This is a genomic window from Niveibacterium sp. COAC-50, assembly GCF_013184235.1.
Lineage (GTDB): Bacteria > Pseudomonadota > Gammaproteobacteria > Burkholderiales > Rhodocyclaceae > Niveibacterium > Niveibacterium microcysteis.
The window spans coordinates 1126038-1145852 of record NZ_JABCJM010000001.1 but is presented as its reverse complement, the minus strand read 5'-3'; the positions used below and the strand labels follow the sequence as shown (position 1 = coordinate 1145852).

Genomic DNA, 19815 nt, shown 5'->3' with positions numbered 1-19815 from the left:
TGACTAACGGCACCCGAGATTGTTCCTGAAGTGCCGTAACAGTCGATGGAGGCCGGTTGCAGGGGGATGCCGCTCGCACAGAAGCGCGCACGCGACCGGGGGGAAACCAGTGTGTTGCCAGCGGTGCCATGAACGACACTTTCGAGAGCGTCACCAGCCTGCGCGCCCGGCTGAACGTGCTGCTTGCCGAGCATCGCGACCTCGATGAGGCGATTGCCCGGCTTGCCGCGCTGCCACCAACTGACGACCTGCTCGTCCGGCGACTCAAGAAGCGCAAGCTCTTCGTCAAGGACCGCATTCTGCTGATCGAACGTCTGATGGATCCGGACGTTCCCGCTTGAACTGCGCAGCCACCCGCAACAAGCTCCATTTATCAATGCCGCCTTCGGCGGCCGCGGCGCCACGGCCGTCCGCAACTGCCGGCCAACCGCGCGAGAACATCCACACTTCCATCCGTCGCAACCTCTGTTTCATCCAAGCTCGTACCCGCTGCACCCCAACCTTGCATTTCCCCATAACGAGAACAGATCCATGGAGGAGACATGCCCGAGCAGCAGAAGACCCCGGACGACAACAACGAGATCCGCTACGAAGAGACCCAGACGCTGATCCCCAAACTGCGCCGGGTGCATGTAGCCGCCGCGCTGGTATGGCTTGGTCGCGGCGCACAGGACATGCAAGCGTGCCCGATCGCGAGCCTTTTTTACGGCTTCTGCTTTGCCGCAATGGGCTTATCGGTCAGCGCGGTTTTTGAGCACGCGTACCAATACACCTCCGCACTCACCTCGGGTTTTCTGCTGTTAGGGCCGTTCTTCGCGATGGGCCTCTATGAACTGAGCCGGCGTCGCGAGAAGGGCGAAGGCTGCCGCTTCGCCTCGTCGCTCACCATCTGGCGGCGCAACGCGTCGAACATCGGCGTGTTTGCGCTGGTGCTCACCGTGGTCTTTCTCGTCTGGGCCCGTGCGTCCCTGGTGATGTTTGCGCTCTTCTACACCAACGAGATGCCCAACCTCTCCGGCTTCCTGAATCAGGTGATCAAGCTTGAGAACATCGAGTTCGTCGCGGTCTATATCGGCGTGGGGCTGATATTTGCTGCACTGGTATTCGCAATCAGCGTCGTCGCGATCCCGATGATGCTGGACCGCCGTGCGGATGCGATCACGTCGATGTTCACCAGCGTGGCCGTTGTTGCAGCCAACCCAGCGGCCATGCTGGTGTGGGCCTTCCTGATCGTCGCGCTGACCCTGATCGGATTCCTGACCTTCCACATTGGCCTGATCTTCCTGATGCCCATGATCGGGCACGGCACCTGGCACGCATACCGGGCGCTGGTGGAACCTGACAATCAGAACAGGTCCAGCACCAACGGCTGATGATCGGAAGCGGCGGTATCAGCGCAAACCTTGATACCACCCAAGGCCGGCAGGAGGTTGCTGCTGACGAAGAAATAGTCGCAGCAAAACGGCACTGCCGGCCATTCGGCGCCATGAAGGCCCACCGTGTCAGCGTGCGGAGTCTGCTCGTTTAGTGCAGACCACGCGTCTCGCCAGGGGCTGCTCGACACGTCATTCTGAACAGCTCGATAGGCCGGTTCGCCCGGGCGGCAATTGAAATCGCCGCAAAGTACCGCGCGTGACGGGCGAGGCCTGGGCGCAAATGCGGCGTTACTCTCCTTGCCTTTGGGCGGCGTCGCCTCAGCGTCGCAGGCCTCCTGCTGCAGGCTTGCGAGCCGCTCTGCCTGAACCAGGCGCGCGCCGGCGGAGTAATACTCAAGATGCGTCGTGAGCACCCGTACCGGGCCGCTCGAATGGTCGACCACGATTTCGACACAGCCACGCTGCATCGATGGTACCGTGGGGTCGGCGGGCCAAGGCAGCAGATGTCGCCAAACCTGCCCGACCGGCAATCGACTCAGGATCAGGTTGCCGAACTGCGCGCGCCCGCCGTCCGACGCCCCGACGTCAACGGCGGGGCCAAAGAATGCGGCGTACTCAGGCAGGCCCTTCCAAAGCCTCTGCACGCCGTCCTCGGTCACGTTGCCCGGCAAGCCGGACATCCCGACCGCCACCTCCTGCAGACAGATCACGTCCGCATCGAGTTCACGCAGAACGCCGATCGTGCGGCTCAGGTCGACACACCCGTCCGCACCGCGCCCCCACTGGATGTTCCAAGATACAATGCGCATCTTTTATGCCTTTCGCGTATCCGCTCGATCCGCCTCGCAAGGAGCAACTACTGTGACCGCGCCAAGTTTTGGACGTCTGCGTCAGCGCCTGACCACCCCCATCACCCTGCCCCGCCTTCGCATCGTGCGTCCAGCCACTGCGCCCGGCGTCGGGCTGGATGTGGACGCGTGGATCGAGGCGCTGCCGCTGGATCGGCCGCTGGTCTGCTGCGAGACGATCGTATCGCGCCTGCGATCGGTAATCTCAAGCATCATCGCGCCGTCGGACCGTTTCGACACACTGGAGCGCGTGCTCGATCACGTTGCGCCGCTGCTGACTCGGCTCGAAACGGTGCCCGACGGGCGCGCCGGCAACTCGCGCGATGTTCGCGAAACGGCTGCCATCGCCGACCGGGCGCTGGAACGGCTGGCAATGACCTTTGCCGAAATCGCAATCAACGAAGCCCGTGCTCGGCCCGATCGCCGCTTCCAGGTGCCCAAATTCTGCCGCCGCGCAGCGCTGCGTGCCTGCCAACTGGCGCACCGGCGCGTTTTGCTGGCCTGTCGCGGTTACGGCGAACTCAACGGCGGGCACTGGCGCGTCCTCGCCGAGCTTTACATGGCTGCGGCCACCCGCGGTTTTGAGAACGCCCCGCTGGATAACGACACCGGCGACACGATTGCGCGCTTCTTCGCCCGCACGCTATTGCTGGTGATGGCAGATCCGCACCATCTGTCTCGCCGCAACCTTGAACATGTGCGCTTCTACATTGAGCGTTACGGTCACCTCGCACGCATTCGCATGCGCGAGGACTGGACGGGCGATGCTGAAGGCTGGTTCCCCGCCTGGCCAGCCCACGGCGACATCCGGCGACCGGTGCGACGCGACGAACTCGTTCGTGGCGAAGCCGACCTGCTGCTCGACGCCCATCCTTTGCTGGCCAAGCTCGATGCGCACTGCGAAGGGCTCGCAGCCGGCACCTCTCCGACCCGGCTTGGTCTGCCACTCAACGCGCGCGACCCCGAATACATGGAACTGCTGCGCCGCCTCAGAAACCATTGGGGAACGCCACCGCAGCGCAGGCATGTGCGTCGCCGCGCCCACCCGAGCGCGGCACTGGTCTTTGGCTTCGACCAGGTTCGGCAATTGATGAAGCGGATTGCGGGCAAACGCCAGGCAAGCGCATCCGAAGCAATGCCGTCGTTCCCTTCAACCGAGTGGGCAATCATGGACCGCAGCGAAGCTGGGCTCAAGCTGCATCAGGAAGCCGAGGATCCGATTGGCGCGGAAGTCGGCGAGTTGATTGCCCTCTCGCCACGTGAAGACGGGGAAGTTCACCTGGCCGTCGTGCGCCGAACGTTTCATCGCAACAGCCATGAAACGGAAATCGGCGTGCAACTGCTGTGCGGGCCCGGCATCGCCGCGCGGTTCAAACCGCCGACTCGCGACTCGCGCGGGCGCGAACGCGACTCGATTCCGATCATCTTCCTGCCGCGCGTCCCGGTGGCCGGCGACACGCCTGCACTGCTGGCCCCGCACGACCAGATCGAGCCGGGCTTGATCGTCGCCTTGCCACACCGGAATGGCGTTGCGCGTTTCGAGGCCACCCAACGCATTGAACGACTCAGCGGATGCGAGTTGATTGGTCTGAAACCCTACACCGGCGCCGCCACCGACAGCTGACCCATCGGCAAACGTCACGCCGCGCGTCGCCGGTTTGCGGCGGCGCGCTAGAATTCGCAGCGCAGGCCCGCATTTCTGCGGGCCCCTAACGCTCGCGCTTATGCCCACCGCCTCTTCGCCGCTCCACGACGACCATTCCAACCACGGCGCAGCGGCGCATGAACACCACGGCCACTGCGGTGGTCATGATCATGACCACGACCATGATGAACACGACCATCACGCGCACGGTCACGGCGGCGGGCACCACCATCATGGCGCCAACAGTAGCGCGCGCACCCTCACCTTCGCCCTGATCCTCACGCTGGGGTTCGCCGCAGTCGAAACCGCTGGCGGACTTTTCACCGGCTCGCTCGCTTTGCTCGGCGACGCGGGACACATGCTCTCCGACAGCCTCTCGCTCGGGCTCGCGGCATTGGCCGCGCGCATCGCGTTGCGCCCGCCGAGTGTGCGGCACTCGTATGGCCTCGGGCGTATCGAAGCCCTGGCAGCGCTTGGCAATGCGGTGCTGATGCTGGTGATTGTCGCCGGCATCTGCTGGGAGGCTGTTGAGCGCCTGCGTCACCCGCAACCAATCCAGGCGCTGCCCGCAGTAGCCGTCGCGGTGGTCGGGCTTGCGGTCAACCTGCTCGCGGCATGGCTGCTGATGCGCGGAGAACGGTCACTGAACGTGCGCGCAGCGTTACTCCATGTGATGGGTGATCTGCTCGGCTCCGTCGCCGCTATTGCAGGCTTGTTGATCGTCTATTTCACCGGCTGGTTGGCTGCCGATCCAATCCTGTCGGTACTCATCTGCGTATTGATTTTGGCGTCGACCCTCAGCATCCTGCGCGAAACGCTTCATGTGCTGCTCGACGGCGTGCCGTCGGGCCTGTCGTTGACTGCCATCGGGCAATGCATCGCGGCGGTGAATGGCGTACGCTCGGTGCACGACCTGCATGTATGGCACTACGGACCAGGTCGCGTCGCGCTATCTGCCCACTTGGTGCTCGACGATTCCGCCGTGTGGCCGAGCGTCCTTGTCGCCGTACGCCAACGCGTAGGAAATGAGTTCGGCATTGAACATTTGACCCTGCAGCCCGAGTTGCAAGGCAACGACCGTTTTCCGCTCGATCGCCTGATCCGGCGGCCCACACCAAAACAAGACTGAGAGGAGCAGCCATGCATCTTGCGCAGGAACTGGTAGCGTATGTCGATCGGCTCGCAACCCTGCCTGATGTATATCTGAAGGTTCGCGCTGCGCTGGACGACCCGGATGTCTCGATAGCCGAAGTCGCCGATGTCATCGCGACCGATCCGTCGCTCACTGCCGCCCTGCTTCGGCTGGCGAACAGTGCGTTCTATGGCTATGCCCGCAAGATCGAATCGATCACCCGGGCGGTCAGCTTGATCGGCCTCGAACAGGTGCATGACCTCGTGCTGGCCACGTCGGTCACCGCGATGTTTGCCGGCATTCGCCCGCAACGCATGGACATGGCGCGCTTCTGGCGCGACAGCGTGCGCCGCGGCATGCTGGCGCGCGAAGTGGCACGATCGGTGCGCGGCCTCAGCCCGGAGCGGCTCTTTGTCTCCGGCCTGCTGGCCGACGCGGGCCACCTGGTCATGTACGTTGCTGTGCCCGACCTAATGGCGCTGGTGCTGGACACCCCGCCGAGCGAAGGCGACACCCTCCCGGATGTCGAACGTCGCATCATCGGCTGTGACTTTGCCGAGGTCGGCGCTGCGCTTACCGCAAAATGGCAGTTGCCGGTGACCTTCGGCGTCCTGATCGGATCTCAACTGCAGCCCGAATCTGCCGGCGACAACGCACCGTCGGCCGCCATGCTCAACCTGATCAGCGCCGTCGCGGCGCAAGCCGGTGGCGCAAGCGAATACGAGTACCCGCTTCATCACCGCAGCGAAGCACTTGCGGGCGTCAGTCGCGAGGACGTCGAGGCCACGCTCCCCAGCGTCGAGGCCCAGATGGAGATGATGCTGGCGGTCTTGGCCGCCTGACCCTGCCTGACCGGCGCCACGCAACGTGGCGCCGTTTGCGGCCTGCCCCGCCATCGGCGCGAACCCGCCGCATACCATCGCTTGATCCACTACAGTTCCGACCTACAATATATTGTGGTTTAATCACGCCTTCCCGTTTTTTGGCACCCCCGCCATTTCCACCTCCGGAGTTCGTCATGAGTCAACGCGAAGCCACCGTATCCCTCGATACATTGCTACCCCAGGAAATCTCGGGCGAAGTGCTGCTTGAGAAGTACGCCAAAGGGTCTGAGCAATCGGTCGAGGACGTACGTCGGCGCGTCGCGCGTGCCTTGGCGGCGAACGAGGCCGAAGATCGCCGCGCCCACTGGGAAGCCAAGTTCGAGTCTGCCCTTGAGGCCGGCTTTGTGCCGGCAGGCCGTATCAACTCCGCCGCCGGCACCAGCCTGGCGGCCACGCTGATCAACTGCTTTGTGCAGCCGGTGGGTGACTCGGTGACCGAGGTCGTCGACGGCCGTCCCGGCATCTACACCGCCCTCGCCGAAGCCGCCGAGACGATGCGCCGCGGCGGTGGTGTGGGCTACGACTTCTCGTCGATTCGCCCGGCCGGTGCGCTCGTTCGCGGCACGCAAAGCCGCGCCAGCGGCCCGGTCAGCTACATGCGCGTCTTCGATCGCTCCTGCGAAACCGTTGAATCGGCGGGCGCCCGCCGCGGTGCACAGATGGGCGTGCTGCGCTGCGACCACCCGGACATTGAAGCCTTCATCCACGCCAAGGACGAAGGCGATCTCTCCAACTTCAACATCTCGGTTGGCGTGACCGACGTGTTCATGAAGGCCGTGGAAACCGACGGCGAAGTGGAACTCGCACACAAATCGGAGCCCTGCCAGGAGCTGAAGGATGCCGGCGGCTACCAGCGCGAGGACGGTTCCTGGGTGTACCGCAAGATCCGCGCACGCGAGCTGTGGGATCAGATCATGCGTTCAACCTACGATCACGCGGAACCGGGCATCCTGTTCCTTGATCGCATGAACCGCGACAACAACCTGTACTACTGCGAGACGATCGAAGCGACGAACCCGTGCGCCGAACAACCGCTGCCGCCCTATGGCTGCTGCTGCCTGGGTTCGATCAACCTGGTCAAGTTCGTGCGCGATGCCTTCGGCAAGAAGGCGTCGTTCGACTATGAAGCCTTTGGCGAGGTGGTGGAAACGTCGATCCGCATGCTCGACAACGTGCTGGACGTCACCAACTGGCCGCTCGAGAACCAGCATCAGGAAGCCATGAACAAGCGCCGCGTTGGCCTGGGTTTCACCGGCCTCGGCGACGCGCTGATCATGCTGAAGCTGCGCTACGACACCGAGGCGGCGCGCGCGATGGCCACCAAGATCTCTGAGTTCATGCGCGATCGCGCTTACATGGCCTCGGTCAACCTCGCGAAGGAACGCGGCGCGTTCCCGCTGTTCAACGCCGACATGTATCTGTCGGGCGGCAACTTTGCGTCGCGCCTGCCGAACGAGGTAAAGGAAAAGATCCGCAAGCACGGCATCCGCAACTCGCACCTGCTGTCGATCGCCCCGACCGGCACCATCTCGTTGGCCTTTGCAGACAATGCCTCCAACGGTATCGAGCCGCCGTTCTCGTACACCTACACCCGCAAAAAGCGGATGGCGGACGGCACGTTCAAGGAATATGCGGTTGAAGATTACGCGTGGCGCGCGTACCGCCATCTGGGCGGCAACGTCGAGAAGCTCCCTGACTATTTCGTGACGGCGCTCGAAATCTCGGCACAAGCCCACAAAGACATGGTGGCGGCCGTCGCACCCTACGTCGATACGTCGATCTCGAAGACGGTCAACGTCCCGGCCGACTACCCGTACACCGACTTTGAAGACTTGTACATGGATGCCTGGAAGGCCGGCCTGAAGGGGCTTGCCACCTATCGTCCCAACAGCGTGCTGGGTTCGGTGCTGTCGGTCGAGCCAAGCAACACCGAGAAGAAGCAGCCGCAGGACGTGGTGATCGTTGACCCGAACCGTCGTCTGTCGATCAAGTCCCTGCCTGCTCCAGTGCTTGCCAGCCTTCGCTGGCCGGGGCGCCCCTCAATGCCGGACGGCAACAGTTCCTGGACCTACATGCTTGAGACGCCGCAGGGCGAATTCGGTATCTTCGTGGGCCACATGGAACCCAATGGTGATGCGGTTCCGCGCGGCGCGTTCCCGTTTGAAGTCTGGGTCAATGGCGCGGATCAGCCGCGAGGCCTGGGCGCGGTCGCCAAGACCTTGTCGATGGACATGCGTGCGAACGATCGCGCCTGGCTGAAGCTCAAACTCGACACCCTTGCCCGCTCTGTCGGCGAGCGCTCCTTCGAACTCCCCTTCCCGCCCCATGGCGAGAAGAAGATTGTGCCGGGCGTCGTCGCGGCCTTCGCACAAATCGTCCGCTACCGTTGCGAGAAGCTCGGAGCCTTTGAAGTCGAGGCACCGACGCCCGTTCTGGACGCTGTCTTCAGCCTGCAAGAGCCGAAGACGGGCACCGACGGCACACTTTCCTGGACGGTCGACATCTCGAACCCGGCGACCGGCGAAGAGTTTGTGCTCGGCCTGAAGGAAATCATGCTGCCCGATGGCGTGACTCGTCCTTACTCGATGTGGCTTTCTGGCAACTACCCGCGCGCCCTCGATGGCTTGACGCAGATCCTGTCGCTCGACATGCGCGTCATGGATCCGGCCTGGATCGGCATGAAGCTGCGCAAACTGCTGAACTACCCGGAACCGCTGGGCGATTTCATGGCCTTCGTGCCCGGTACACGTCGTCAGCAGAACTGGCCGTCGACCGTCGCCTACGTTGCACGCCTCGTGATTCACCGCTACGCAATGCTTGGCGTGCTCGACGAAAACGGCTATCCGACGCGCGAGATGGGCATCCTCGAGGCGCCGCGCAACGAACGCGATCCCGAACTGATGCACGGCTCCCTGTGCTCCGAGTGCGGCAACATGTCCGTCATTCGCAAGGACGGCTGCGATTTCTGCACGGCCTGCGGTGCGGTTGGAACCTGCGGCTAACTCCGGCACCCAAACAGAAAGGCCACCTGATTTCAGGTGGCCTTTTTTTATTCAAGCAGAAATCAGAAGCGAGTCTCGACCTCCGGCTGCGGCGAACCTCGCTCCTATTGGTCTCTAGCGCAATACCTTTGCCGCCCAGAACAGACAGGCAATGGTCTTTCCATCGGTGATACGTCCGTCGAGCACAGCCGCTTCCGCCTCTTCCAGGCTGATTTCAAACACTTCGACGTACTCGCCATGATCCAGGGCGGTCCCCTGCTGCGTCAGCCCTTTGGCAAGAAAGATCTCGATCCGTTCGTCGGAGTAGCCAACGCAGGGATGAACTGTCCCAAGATGCTTCCAATCCCGCGCTTCGAAACCTGTCTCTTCGCGAAGTTCGCGCCGGGCGCAAACCTCGATTGACTCATTCGGGTCAATCTTCCCTGCAGGCATCTCCCAGCAGATTCGTCCAAGCGGATAGCGGAACTGGCGCTCCATCAACAGCTTTCCCGACTCGGCCACTGCGATGATCACCGTAGCGCCAGGATGACGAATGTATTCCCTATTCCATTCACCCGAATCCGTCTGCCGTCCAACCTTGTCTCGCCATACCTTGAGCAAGCGTCCATCGAAGACCTGCTCCGAGGAGATCGTATATTCAACAAACGGATCGGGGGTCGGCATGCTAAGACGGCTGGTTCAATGTTTACGCCAGAGATAGCGATAGACAAAACCGGGAAATGCGAAGACGGCAAACAGCGCCACCGTGACGACGTAGAACTCCCACCCTTGTGAATAGGCGGTACCGTGAGAATGGCTCTCCAGGGCCAACGCGAGTCCGCCAACCACCAAATAGCCCGCTGCGACCTCTGCGAGACAGATCGCAAAGGGCTTCGAGCGGGTTGGGAAGAGGCAGAACACGCGGTCGGAGACGAAGGGAAGGTTCGCCAGCAGCAGGCTCGCGGCAACGAGCACCAAGGCGCCGACGGTGCCCGTCATCTCCGACACAACCCGATTAATGCAGCAGCGTAAATGCGCAAATCTGCATCAGCCAGTTCGGCAGCAGGCCAACGATCGCGATCGACAGCGCGTTGGCCGACAACAGGGTGCGCATCCCAAGCGTCGCAACGATCGGCGACTGATCCGTCGCGTCGTCGAAGTACATAACCTTCACCACGCGAAGGTAGTAGAACGCACCAACCAACGACATCATCACGGCAACAACCGCCAGCCAGTAATAGTGCGGTTGGTTGGAAATGTTGCCTGCCGCGATAACGGCTTGAAGGACCGACAGCTTCGCGAAGAACCCGACGAAGAACGGGATACCGGCCATCGAGAACATCACGATCAACATCATGCCCGCGAACCAAGGACTACGCTGGTTCAGACCCTTGAAATCGTCGACGTTCTCCGCCTCGAATCCCGCTCGCGACAGCAAGATCACCATGCCGAACGAGGCCAGCGTCATCATGACATACGCGACCGCGTAGAACATGGCAGAGCTGTAGGCGTTAACTGCGTAAGTGCCGCCTTCGCCCTTCACGACACCGGACAACAATCCCAGCAGCATGAAACCCATGTGCGAAATGCCCGAGAACGCCAGCATCCGCTTGATGTTCGTTTGCGCAACGGCCGCAAGGTTGCCCAGAATGATCGATGCCATGGCGAGCAGCATCAACATGCTCTGCCAGTGCTCGGCGAGATCAAACAGACCCAGAACCAGAACGCGAAATGCCATTGCAAATGCCGCAAGCTTCGGCGCTGACGACACCAGAAGCGTCACAGCAGTCGGTGCGCCGTGATACACGTCGGGAACCCACATATGGAACGGCACCACGCCGAGCTTGAACGCAATGCCGACCAGTACGAACACCAAACCGAACACAACCACGAGATCGTTCGCCGAACGCTCGTAGATACGCTGAGCGATTTCATGGATCTCAAGCGTACCGGTCGCGCCATACAGCATTGACATGCCATACAGCAGCAGGCCACTCGCCAAGGCGCCGAGCACAAAGTACTTCATGCCCGCTTCCGTTGAGCGCGGATTGTCGCGGTCGATCGCGACCAAGCCGTAAAGCGACAGCGACATGAGCTCCAGGCCCATGTACATGCTGACGAAATGGCTTGCGGAGATCAGCACCATCATGCCCAGGGTTGCAAACAGCACCATCAGGTAGTACTCGGGGCTGTCGATCTTGCGGTCGGCCATGTACGCACGGCCGTACTGCAACACGATGGCGACCGACAAGCACACGAGAATCTTCAGGAAACTCCCGAAGAGATCCGACATGTACATACCGCTAAAGGTCAGCGAGCGCTGTACATCACCCGAGAAGAGGGTCAAAAGCAATGCGCCCAACAGCGCAAGCTCACACAGCCAGAACGCAGCCGAGCGAGCGCGCGTCGTCGCAAAGGAGGTCACCATCAGAATGACCAAAGACATTCCGGCGACAAAGAGTTCCGGCGCTGCAAGCCGGAAATCCGGCATCACGAAATCCATCATCTGATCCTGGATGCTTTCTGGTTATCCGTTAGAGCTTGCTCACAGCGATGTGCTGAAGCAGACCATTCACGCTGGCGTGCATAACTTCGGTAACTGGCTGCGGATAGACACCCATGACCAATACACAGGCCGCCAGCACGGCCAGGAAGAAGAACTCGCGCCGATTGATATCGGTCAGGGCCTTGACGTGCTCGTTTGCGACCTCGCCGAAGACCACGCGCTTGTACATCCAGAGCGTGTACGCAGCGCCGAGTATCAGCGTCGTCGCCGCAATGAACGCCACCCAGAAATTGAATTTCACCGCGCCGAGTACCACCATGAATTCGCCAACAAAGCCCGACGTCGCAGGAAGCCCCGCATTGGCCATTGCGAAGAGCAGGAAGAACGCCGCGAATTTCGGCATCGTATTCACAACGCCACCGTAATCTGCGATCTGGCGGCTATGAACACGGTCGTAGAGAACGCCGATACAGAGGAACATTGCACCGGATACAAATCCGTGCGAGATCATCTGAACCAGTGCGCCCTCGATCGCGACAGCGTTGAACATGAAAAACCCAAGTGTCACGAACCCCATGTGCGAAATCGAAGAGTAGGCAACCAGCTTCTTCATGTCCGCCTGCACGAGCGCAACAAAGCCAATGTAGACGACAGCAATCAGCGAGAGCGTCAGGATCAACGGGGCGTATTGGTGCGCCGCGTCCGGAACGATAGGCAGTGAAAACCGCAGGAAGCCATACGCACCAAGCTTCAAGGCGATGGCCGCAAGCACGACCGAGCCGCCAGTAGGAGCCTCAACGTGGGCGTCTGGCAACCAGGTATGCACCGGCCACATTGGCACCTTCACAGCAAACGATGCGAGGAATGCAAAGAAGATCAACGACTGCGCCGTCATGCCGATCTTCAGGTTGTGCCACGCAAGAATATCGAAACTACCGCCCGCCTCCATGAACAACCAGAGAATGGCGACCAGCATCAGCAACGAGCCAAGAAGCGTATAGAGGAAGAACTTGATCGCTGCATATACGCGGTTCGGACCACCCCAGATACCGATGATCAGATAGAGTGGGATCAGGCTCGCTTCAAAGAACACGTAAAACAGGATGCCGTCCAACGACGAGAAGATCCCGTTCAGCAACCCGGACATGATAAGAAAGCCGGCGTTGTACTGAGCCACCTTTCTATCGATCACCTCCCACCCAGCGATCACTACGATAATCGTAATAAAGCTGTTCAGCAGTACGAACGGCATCGAAATGCCATCCACGCCGAGGTAGTACTCAATCGAGAAACGCGTCACCCACGGAGCGCGTTCGACAAACTGCATCGAGGCAGTCGTTGTGTCAAAGCCGGCGTAAAGCGGGAGGGTTACAAAGAAACCTGCGAGCGCAGTCACTAGCGCAATAAGTCTTGCGACCGGCGCATTCCGGTCTGATCCCGCCGTTAGCGCCAACAGGCCACCAACGATAGGCACCCAGATCGCAAGGCTTAGATAAGGTACACCCGTCATCTCTTGTTATCCGTTGTTCACGCCTCGAGGCGTGTTTTCAAATCGCTCTGTCAAGCCCACGCGCTGGTCTCAGCCGCGGCTACCCCAGAAAGTCAGAAGCACGACGACGCCGATGATGATTACAAACGCGTACTGGTAAATGTGTCCCGTCTGCAACAGCCTGGTCAGCCGAGCTACAGCACCAACGGCGCTCGCAGTTCCATTGACCATGACGCCATCGATAAGCATCTGATCTCCGCCCTTCCAGAGCCCGCGTCCGAGGAGACGAGCACCGCCGGCGAAAACCACTTCGTTAAAGCGATCAAAGTAATACTTGTTCTCAAGCAGGCGATAGACGGGCGCGAAGGTCTTTGCGAACCATGCAGGAATCTCCGGCTTGAAGAGATAGAACAGTGCCGCCATCGCAACGCCTGACATCGCTAGCACGAAGGGCAAAGACATGAAACCGTGTTGAGCCATCGCCGAGGCGCCGTGGAACTCTTCAGCCAAGTGACCGAGCACGTCATTCGCCTCGTTAACCACAACCGCAGAACCGAACCAGCCCTTGAAGAGCATCGGTTCAATGGCCACAAAACCGATCACCACCGACGGAATTGCAAGCAGAACGAGCGGCACCCAAACGACCCAAGGCGACTCGTGAGGCTCAAGCGGACCATGGTGGCCGTGATCATCGTCATGATGCGCATCGTCGGATCCATGCGAATCGTGAGAGCCGCCGAAGCGCTCCTTGCCATGGAAAACGAGGAAATACATTCGGAACGAGTAGAACGCCGTCACGAAGACGCCAGCAATCACGCAGAAATATGCGTAACCCGCGCCAGGAATATGGCTGAGTGCCACCGCCTCAATAATGGCGTCTTTCGAGAAGAACCCCGCAAAGAACGGGAAACCAATCAGCGCCAACGAACCCACAAGCGAAGTAACCCAAGTGATCGGCATCCGCTTCCAAAGACCGCCCATGTTGCGGATGTCTTGATCGTGATGCATGCCAATGATCACGGAGCCTGCAGCAAGGAAGAGCAGTGCCTTAAAGAACGCGTGCGTCATCAGGTGAAACACTGCAGCGGAATACGCCGACACGCCGAGAGCAACCGTCATGTATCCCAACTGCGACAAGGTCGAGTAGGCAACGACACGCTTGATATCGTTCTGGATGATGCCGAGGAACCCCATGAACAGGGCCGTGGTTGCACCGATAACCAGTACGAAGGCGCGGGCACTCTCCGACACTTCGAAGAGTGGCGACATGCGCGTAACCATGAAAATGCCCGCAGTCACCATCGTCGCCGCGTGAATTAGTGCCGAAATGGGGGTCGGGCCCTCCATCGAGTCGGGCAACCAAACGTGCAGCGGCACCTGTGCGGATTTACCCATCGCGCCGATGAACAGACAGATACAAATTACCGACATCAACAGCCAGGAGCTGCCGGGCAAAAGCTCGACGGTCTGCGGAGCCAACGCCGGAATCTTTGCAAACACCTCTGCGTAATTCAGCGAGCCCGTATAGGCGGCGATCAAACCGATACCAAGCAAGAAACCGAAGTCGCCGACGCGATTGACCAGGAACGCCTTCAAATTGGCATAAACGGCGGTCGGCTTCGTGTACCAAAAGCCGATCAACAGATACGAGACGAGACCGACCGCCTCCCAACCGAAGAATAGCTGAACGAAGTTATTGCTCATGACAAGCATGAGCATCGAGAACGTGAACAGCGAAATGTAGCTAAAGAAGCGTTGATAACCAGGATCATCGTGCATGTAGCCAATGGTGTAGACGTGCACCATTAGCGACACGAAGGTCACGACCAGCATCATCATGACCGTGAGCTTGTCGATCAGGAAACCCACTTCGAACCGAAGATCACCTGCCGTTGCCCACGTGTAAAGAGCGCCGTCAAAGACATTGCCAGCCTGAACGTCCTGGAAAATCAAAACAGAGGCAACAAAGGCAACCGCTACGCCGAGAATCGTCACCACGTGCGAAGCCGTTCGACCAATGGCTCGACCGAATAGTCCCGCCAAAACTGCACCCACAAGCGGCGCTAACGGCACGAGTAAGTAGAGCTTTTGCATGTCCGTCATTGTTGTAGGCCTCAACCCTTCAGACTGTCGAGGTCGTCGACATGAATCGTGCGCATGTTACGGAACATCGCCACCAGAATAGCCAAACCGATCGCCGCCTCGGCAGCAGCAACCGTCAAGATGAAGAATACGAAGAGCTGTCCCGAACGGTCGCCAAGGAACGACGAGAACGCGATGAAGTTCATATTCACAGCGAGCAGCATCAACTCGATCGACATCAGCAAAATGATCAGATTCTTCCGATTAAGAAAAATCCCGACAACGCTGATCGCAAACAGCACCGCGCTTAGCGTAAGGACATGGGACAGCGAGAGCATTGTTTCCCCTGGGCCGAATCTATCTTGCCGTATTAATCGTTTGTGTCAGCCGGCATCGATACGATGCGGATGCGGTCGTCGCGCTTCACGGCGATCTGCTTGGCTGGATCAATTGCCTTGTTACCCGGCCGGCTGCGCAGCGTCAAAGAAATCGCTGCAATCATTGCGACGAGCAGAATGAATGACGCGAGCTCGAACGGATACACAAAATCAGTGAACATCAACCATGCAAGAGACTTGGTGTTGCTGTACGGACCGGCAGCCTCAGCGGGCATCGGCATCGCATCGACACCAAACCACTTTCCGCCGACGACCACCGCCATCTCAACCACCAACACAGCCGCAATCACCAAACCCAACGGCAGATAACTCCAGAAACCCTGCCGTATGCGTTCGAGGTTGATGTCGAGCATCATCACAACGAACAAGAAGAGCACCATTACGGCGCCGACATAAACAAGCACCAAAGCGATGGCAAGGAATTCCGCGCGCAGGACCATCCAGATCCCTGCGGCGTTGAAAAACGCGAGGACTAGATAGAGTGCCGCATGTACTGGATTGCGCGAGGTAATGACGCGTAGCCCGGCCACGACCATTACCGCTGCAAACATGTAGAAGAGAAAAGTCGAAAATTCCATAAGTCAGCTTCCCGAGAACTCGACAAGAGTCAACGGTACTTGGCCTCCTCTGCGCGATCCTTGGCAATCTGCGACTCGTAACGATCGCCGACAGCAAGCAGCATCTGCTTCGTGTAGTAGAGATCGCCGCGCTTCTCGCCGTGATAGTCGAACACACGAGTCTCCACAATCGCATCGACCGGGCACGCTTCTTCGCAAAATCCGCAGAAGATACATTTGGTCAAATCGATATCGTAACGTGTCGTCCGACGCGTACCGTCGTCTCGTTGGTCCGACTCGATCGTGATCGCCATAGCCGGACAAACGGCCTCGCAAAGCTTACATGCGATGCACCGCTCTTCGCCGTTCGGATAGCGCCGTAAGGCGTGTAGGCCACGGAAGCGCGCGCTTTGAGGCGTACGCTCTTCCGGATACTGGATCGTGATTTTCCGAAGAAAGAAGTGGCGTCCAGTGACGGAGAGGCCCTTCACCAGCTCTTTCAAGAGCAGGCTGACAAACAATTCCTTAACGGCGCCCATCGCCAGTTACCTCCAGATCGACCAAGGCGACATCATCCAGATCCCGACAACAAGGATCCATGCGAGCGTAAGCGGAATGAAAACCTTCCAGCCAAGACGCATGATCTGGTCATAGCGGAACCGTGGAAACGTGGCCCGAAACCAGAGGAACAGGAAAAGGACAAAACCGATCTTCAACACCAGCCACGGGAAACCATCCGGGATGAACCCGACCGGCGACAACCACCCACCCAGGAAGAAGACCGACGTCAAAGCCGACACCAAAATCATGTTCGCGTATTCAGCCAGGAAGAACAGCGCGAATGCCATGCCCGAATACTCGACCATATGGCCAGCGACAATTTCCGACTCACCCTCGACGACGTCGAATGGTGCGCGATTCGTCTCCGCGATACCCGAAATCAGATAGACCACGAAGAGAGGAAGCAACGGCAACCAGTTCCAGCTGAGGAAGCCCAAGCCATGACTGGCAAAAACACCTTTGCTCTGACCGATCACGATCTCGGACAGGTTGAGCGAACCAGCCACCATGAGAACCCCGACCAAGGAGAATCCCATTGCGAGTTCATAGGAAACCATCTGAGCGGTTGCGCGTATCCCTCCGAGGAACGCGTATTTCGAATTGGACGCCCAGCCGGCGATGATCACCCCGTACACCCCAACCGACGTGATGGACATCAGGTAGAGCATTCCCGCGTCGATGTTGGCCAAAACCAGATTCGGCGCAAAAGGCACCACAGCCCACGCAGCAAGGGCCGGCGCCATAACCATCATCGGACCGATCACAAACAGCGCCTTACTCGCGCTGCTCGGAACGATGATTTCCTTAAACATCAGCTTCAACGCGTCGGCAATTGGCTGTAGCCAACCTTTTGGCCCCACCCGGTTCGGCCCGATCCGAACCTGCATGTAGCCAATCACCTTCCGCTCAGCAAACGTCAAATAGGCGACACTGAGGATCAATGGCAGAACGATCGCCACGATCTTGACCAAAGTCCAAACGACCGGCCAAAGCGGCCCAAAAAGTGCGGCAACGGGTTGCAGCAGCGCTTCCATCAGGCACGCTCCACGGTGAGTTCGCCAAACATTGCGCCCAAGGCAACAGTTTCAGGGCGAGCCGCTGCGACACGCACACAGTCATCTGCGACAGCATCATCCCTTTTCGCGGAAATAACGATCGCGCCAGACCTAGACGACACTTTTACCGAACTACCGTCAGTGACACCAAGCTTAGCCAACGTCGCTGCAGACATCCGGGCGACAGGCGGTGCAGCATCACGTGTGCGCTGCAATGAAGGTGCGCGCCGAACAAGCACGTCAGCGGAATAGATCGGAACATCCGACACACGTTGCAACCCAGACGCTGACGAAACGTTTACATCCGGAGTTCCAACCAATTCATTTGTCAAAGGTGGCGCCATACGCAAAGCGTAATCGCGAACAGCCTCAGAGCTCTCGTACTCAAAACCGTCAAGACCTAGCGCTCCACCCAAAACACGCAGAACCTTCCAGCCCGGTCGAGTCTCACCAAGAGGTTTGACCGCGGCGTTGAAGCTCTGGACCGCGCCCTCGCAGTTCACAAAGGTGCCCGAGGTCTCCGAGAATGGCGCAAGCGGCAACATGAGATCTGCCACATCCTCAACTGCGGATCGAAATGCCGTAAGGGCAATCACCGTCTCAGCACCGCTAAGCGCGGTAGTGGCGAGCGCGCCGTTCGCAAAATCGAGCGCCGGCTCGACCCCGACCAAGACTACAGCCTTGAGCGGATCAGCAAGCATCGTTCCAACGTTGTGCTTGGTGCTCAACGAGCCAGCGTGATAACCGCCGACGGTATTCGTTGCCTCGCTGAGGAATCCCAACTTGGCACCACATTGTCTTTCGATTTCAACACCGATCGCCCAGATGGCGCCGAACGCAGGATGCTGGACGACCGCATTGCCGAGGAAGAGTGCCGCCCGCTCTCCACCGCACAAGCTTTCTGCGATGGCAACCGCATCAAACGGCAAGCTCGAATCAACCTTGGCCATGACCGACTCGCCAAGCGTCGTGCCCTTCTTACGTGCGATAGCGGCGGCAACATTTGCCAATGCGCCGACCATCGCGTCCGGAGCGACGATCGCAGCATGCGCGAGTTTGAACAGTGGGTCATCGATCGCCGATGCAATAACCGATACCTCGGCACCGCGCTTTGCCGCCTGCCGCAAACGTTGGGTAAGCAGCGGATGATCCTTGCGAAGCGTGCTACCAAGCACCAGCACGCGGTCCAGTTGCGAAACATCCCTTATGGGCATGCCGAGCCACGGCGTTCCGCTCCGAACGCCATCCGCCGAGAAATCCGACTGCCGAAGGCGGAAATCCACCTTCTCCGAACCCATCGCACGAACAAGTCGTTGGGTCAGGAACATTTCCTCAAGCGTCGAGTGAGGCGAAACAAACGCGCCAAATGCCGCAGCGCCATGGTCGGCGACAACGCCTTGGATGGCTTTGGTGGCGTAGTTAAGCGCGTCTTGCCATGAAATCTCGATCCACTTCCCGCCCTGCTTAACCATGGGCTTCGTCAAGCGGTCTTCAGCGTTCAGGGCCTCGTACGAGAAGCGGTCTTTGTCTGACAGCCAGCATTCGTTGATGGCTTCGTTTTCGAGCGGGAGAACCCGCATCACACGGTCGTGCTTCACTTGCACAACGAGATTCGCGCCTAGCGAATCGTGCGGACTCACCGAACGACGACGCGACATCTCCCACGTTCTCGCGGAAAAGCGGAACGGCTTGGAGGTCAATGCGCCCACGGGGCAAAGGTCGATCGAGTTGCCGGACAATTCTGAGTCAACGGTGCGATCGACAAACGCCATGATCTCAGAGCGTTCACCACGATTGGCAACACCAAGCTCCATGATCCCGGCAATCTCTTGACCGAAACGCACACAACGCGTGCAGTGAATGCAGCGTGTCATGTCAGTCGAAATCAGCGGCCCTAGATTCTTGTTTACGACGACACGCTTCTCTTCTTGATATCGGGAAGTGTTACCGCCATACCCGACAGCGAGATCCTGCAGCTGACATTCGCCGCCTTGATCGCAAATCGGACAATCCAGCGGGTGATTGATCAACAGAAACTCCATCACGCCCTTCTGAGCCTTGACGGCCTTATCAGAATGGGTCGTGACTTTCATTCCGTTCGTTACTGGCGTCGCGCAGGCGGGAAGAGGCTTTGGCGCCTTTTCAACGTCAACCAGACACATGCGGCAATTCGCCGCAATCGACAGTTTCTTGTGATAACAAAAATGCGGGATGTAAGTACCAACTTTATTGGCAGCATCCATTACGGTGCTGCCGTCAGCCACTTCAACCTTTTTGCCGTCGATTTCGATCTCTAGCATG

The 19815-nt window shown here is 59.4% G+C and carries 17 protein-coding genes; 6 read left to right on the top strand and 11 right to left on the bottom strand.

The window, feature by feature from the left end:
• Positions 1–128: 128 nt before the first annotated feature.
• Positions 129–341 (top strand): YdcH family protein, encoded by a 213-nt coding sequence (locus HH302_RS05140; RefSeq protein WP_172199083.1) that lies wholly within the window; start codon positions 129–131, stop codon positions 339–341.
• Between the two features lie 201 nt (positions 342–542).
• On the top strand, positions 543–1373 hold the full coding sequence (locus HH302_RS05135; RefSeq protein ID WP_172199080.1) for a DUF2189 domain-containing protein: 831 nt from the start codon (positions 543–545) through the stop codon (positions 1371–1373).
• Here HH302_RS05135 and HH302_RS05130 read toward each other — a convergent pair.
• Positions 1346–2185, bottom strand: a complete 840-nt coding sequence (locus HH302_RS05130; protein ID WP_172199077.1) for an endonuclease/exonuclease/phosphatase family protein — start codon at positions 2183–2185, stop codon at positions 1346–1348. The genes HH302_RS05135 and HH302_RS05130 overlap by 28 nt on opposite strands.
• A gap of 52 nt (positions 2186–2237) precedes the next feature.
• Here HH302_RS05130 and HH302_RS05125 point away from each other — a divergent pair, with 52 nt between their 5' ends.
• The 4 genes from HH302_RS05125 to HH302_RS05110 all read left to right on the top strand — a co-directional run bounded on the left by HH302_RS05125 (position 2238) and on the right by HH302_RS05110 (position 8887).
• Positions 2238–3848: a hypothetical protein gene (locus HH302_RS05125; RefSeq protein WP_172199074.1), complete on the top strand. Its 1611-nt coding sequence runs from the start codon at positions 2238–2240 to the stop codon at positions 3846–3848.
• A 100-nt stretch (positions 3849–3948) separates the two neighbouring features.
• The gene (locus HH302_RS05120) at positions 3949–4998 is read left to right on the top strand and encodes a cation diffusion facilitator family transporter (RefSeq protein WP_172200745.1); all 1050 of its coding nucleotides are present in this window, start codon (positions 3949–3951) and stop codon (positions 4996–4998) included.
• Positions 4999–5009: 11 nt separating this feature from the next.
• Positions 5010–5843, top strand: a complete 834-nt coding sequence (locus tag HH302_RS05115) for an HDOD domain-containing protein (protein WP_172199071.1) — start codon at positions 5010–5012, stop codon at positions 5841–5843.
• Between the two features lie 176 nt (positions 5844–6019).
• On the top strand, positions 6020–8887 hold the full coding sequence (locus HH302_RS05110) for an adenosylcobalamin-dependent ribonucleoside-diphosphate reductase (RefSeq protein ID WP_172199068.1): 2868 nt from the start codon (positions 6020–6022) through the stop codon (positions 8885–8887).
• Between the two features lie 114 nt (positions 8888–9001).
• Here HH302_RS05110 and HH302_RS05105 read toward each other — a convergent pair whose 3' ends face one another.
• The 10 genes from HH302_RS05105 to nuoG form a co-directional block, all read right to left on the bottom strand.
• Positions 9002–9550 (bottom strand): NUDIX domain-containing protein, encoded by a 549-nt coding sequence (locus HH302_RS05105; protein WP_172199065.1) that lies wholly within the window; start codon positions 9548–9550, stop codon positions 9002–9004.
• A gap of 15 nt (positions 9551–9565) precedes the next feature.
• On the bottom strand, positions 9566–9865 hold the full coding sequence (locus tag HH302_RS05100) for a DUF2818 family protein (RefSeq protein WP_172199062.1): 300 nt from the start codon (positions 9863–9865) through the stop codon (positions 9566–9568).
• Positions 9866–9881: 16 nt separating this feature from the next.
• Positions 9882–11369 (bottom strand): NADH-quinone oxidoreductase subunit NuoN, encoded by a 1488-nt coding sequence (nuoN, locus tag HH302_RS05095; RefSeq protein ID WP_172199059.1) that lies wholly within the window; start codon positions 11367–11369, stop codon positions 9882–9884.
• A 31-nt stretch (positions 11370–11400) separates the two neighbouring features.
• The gene (locus HH302_RS05090; protein WP_172199056.1) at positions 11401–12882 is read right to left on the bottom strand and encodes an NADH-quinone oxidoreductase subunit M; all 1482 of its coding nucleotides are present in this window, start codon (positions 12880–12882) and stop codon (positions 11401–11403) included.
• Between the two features lie 69 nt (positions 12883–12951).
• Positions 12952–14964, bottom strand: coding sequence for an NADH-quinone oxidoreductase subunit L (gene nuoL, locus HH302_RS05085; protein ID WP_172199053.1), 2013 nt, complete (start codon positions 14962–14964; stop codon positions 12952–12954).
• Between the two features lie 11 nt (positions 14965–14975).
• Positions 14976–15281, bottom strand: coding sequence for an NADH-quinone oxidoreductase subunit NuoK (gene nuoK, locus HH302_RS05080; protein ID WP_172199050.1), 306 nt, complete (start codon positions 15279–15281; stop codon positions 14976–14978).
• A gap of 32 nt (positions 15282–15313) precedes the next feature.
• Positions 15314–15919: an NADH-quinone oxidoreductase subunit J gene (locus HH302_RS05075; RefSeq protein WP_172199047.1), complete on the bottom strand. Its 606-nt coding sequence runs from the start codon at positions 15917–15919 to the stop codon at positions 15314–15316.
• 29 nt (positions 15920–15948) lie between these two features.
• Positions 15949–16437 carry an NADH-quinone oxidoreductase subunit NuoI gene (gene nuoI / locus HH302_RS05070; RefSeq protein ID WP_172199044.1) on the bottom strand — a complete coding sequence of 163 codons (489 nt, stop codon included), beginning with the start codon at positions 16435–16437 and terminating at the stop codon, positions 15949–15951.
• Positions 16438–16443: 6 nt separating this feature from the next.
• Positions 16444–17493, bottom strand: a complete 1050-nt coding sequence (gene nuoH, locus HH302_RS05065; RefSeq protein WP_172199041.1) for an NADH-quinone oxidoreductase subunit NuoH — start codon at positions 17491–17493, stop codon at positions 16444–16446.
• On the bottom strand, positions 17493–19814 hold the full coding sequence (nuoG, locus tag HH302_RS05060) for an NADH-quinone oxidoreductase subunit NuoG (RefSeq protein ID WP_172199038.1): 2322 nt from the start codon (positions 19812–19814) through the stop codon (positions 17493–17495). The genes nuoH and nuoG overlap by 1 nt, the downstream gene beginning before the upstream one ends.
• Position 19815: the final 1 nt, after the last annotated feature.

Excerpts from the sequence above, each read along its gene's own strand:
- HH302_RS05110 (WP_172199068.1), top strand. The coding sequence starts at position 6,020 with ATGAGTCAACGCGAAGCCACCGTATCCCTCGATACATTGCTACCCCAG.
- nuoG (WP_172199038.1), bottom strand. The coding sequence starts at position 19,814 with ATGCTAGAGATCGAAATCGACGGCAAAAAGGTTGAAGTGGCTGACGGC.
- HH302_RS05135 (WP_172199080.1), top strand. The coding sequence starts at position 543 with ATGCCCGAGCAGCAGAAGACCCCGGACGACAACAACGAGATCCGCTAC.
- nuoL (WP_172199053.1), bottom strand. The coding sequence starts at position 14,964 with ATGACGGACATGCAAAAGCTCTACTTACTCGTGCCGTTAGCGCCGCTT.
- nuoK (WP_172199050.1), bottom strand. The coding sequence starts at position 15,281 with ATGCTCTCGCTGTCCCATGTCCTTACGCTAAGCGCGGTGCTGTTTGCG.
- HH302_RS05115 (WP_172199071.1), top strand. The coding sequence starts at position 5,010 with ATGCATCTTGCGCAGGAACTGGTAGCGTATGTCGATCGGCTCGCAACC.
- HH302_RS05075 (WP_172199047.1), bottom strand. The coding sequence starts at position 15,919 with ATGGAATTTTCGACTTTTCTCTTCTACATGTTTGCAGCGGTAATGGTC.
- HH302_RS05140 (WP_172199083.1), top strand. The coding sequence starts at position 129 with ATGAACGACACTTTCGAGAGCGTCACCAGCCTGCGCGCCCGGCTGAAC.
- HH302_RS05105 (WP_172199065.1), bottom strand. The coding sequence starts at position 9,550 with ATGCCGACCCCCGATCCGTTTGTTGAATATACGATCTCCTCGGAGCAG.
- nuoN (WP_172199059.1), bottom strand. The coding sequence starts at position 11,369 with ATGGATTTCGTGATGCCGGATTTCCGGCTTGCAGCGCCGGAACTCTTT.
- nuoI (WP_172199044.1), bottom strand. The coding sequence starts at position 16,437 with ATGGGCGCCGTTAAGGAATTGTTTGTCAGCCTGCTCTTGAAAGAGCTG.
- HH302_RS05090 (WP_172199056.1), bottom strand. The coding sequence starts at position 12,882 with ATGACGGGTGTACCTTATCTAAGCCTTGCGATCTGGGTGCCTATCGTT.
- HH302_RS05100 (WP_172199062.1), bottom strand. The coding sequence starts at position 9,865 with ATGACGGGCACCGTCGGCGCCTTGGTGCTCGTTGCCGCGAGCCTGCTG.
- HH302_RS05130 (WP_172199077.1), bottom strand. The coding sequence starts at position 2,185 with ATGCGCATTGTATCTTGGAACATCCAGTGGGGGCGCGGTGCGGACGGG.
- HH302_RS05120 (WP_172200745.1), top strand. The coding sequence starts at position 3,949 with ATGCCCACCGCCTCTTCGCCGCTCCACGACGACCATTCCAACCACGGC.
- nuoH (WP_172199041.1), bottom strand. The coding sequence starts at position 17,493 with ATGGAAGCGCTGCTGCAACCCGTTGCCGCACTTTTTGGGCCGCTTTGG.